Here is a 472-nt window from a genome sequence, read left to right as displayed (position 1 = left end):
ATTTCCGGACGATCTGTTGCATTATCATCTTTCCATATCTTCGTTCCTTCTACTTTTGTTTGACCTACTTTTGTATTTGTGATGTCGGTACCACTTACTTTGGATTCATATCCTGGTACTGGCTGTTCTTTCACTGTATATTCGTAAGCCTTACCTTCCGCATCATATGCTGCTAAATCTGAGAATATATATTTCCAGCCCATTACTGCGAATACGTCTTGTGTTTGAATCACGTTCCCGTTTTGTAGTAAGTCTACTTTGATCATTGTCGGACGGTCTGTTGCATTTCCGTCGTTCCATGCCTTCGTTCCTTCTACTTTCGTTTTGCCTACTTTTGTATTNNGTCAGTACCACTTACTTTTGATTCATATCCTGGTACTGCTTGTTCTTTCACTTCATACTTGTATACCTTACCTTTTGCATCATAAGCTTGTAGTTTTTCAAACGTGTATTTCCAGTTTGTTTCTGCTGT

General features: G+C 38.7%; 2 protein-coding genes. Both read right to left on the bottom strand.

Features of this window, described 5'->3' with window-relative positions; genetic code table 11:
* The coding region (locus COI75_RS26865) for a Cna B-type domain-containing protein (RefSeq protein WP_176535581.1) at positions 1-266 on the bottom strand (266 nt) is incomplete at its 3' end.
* Positions 267-328: 62 nt separating this feature from the next.
* A partial coding sequence (locus tag COI75_RS26860) for a Cna B-type domain-containing protein (protein WP_176535580.1) occupies positions 329-472 on the bottom strand: 144 nt, incomplete at its 5' end.

This window comes from Bacillus cereus (assembly GCF_002564555.1).
GTDB classification, from domain to species: domain Bacteria; phylum Bacillota; class Bacilli; order Bacillales; family Bacillaceae_G; genus Bacillus_A; species Bacillus_A cereus_K.
The sequence above is the reverse complement of the archived record's forward strand: the minus strand, read 5'-3'. Positions and strand labels throughout refer to the sequence as shown.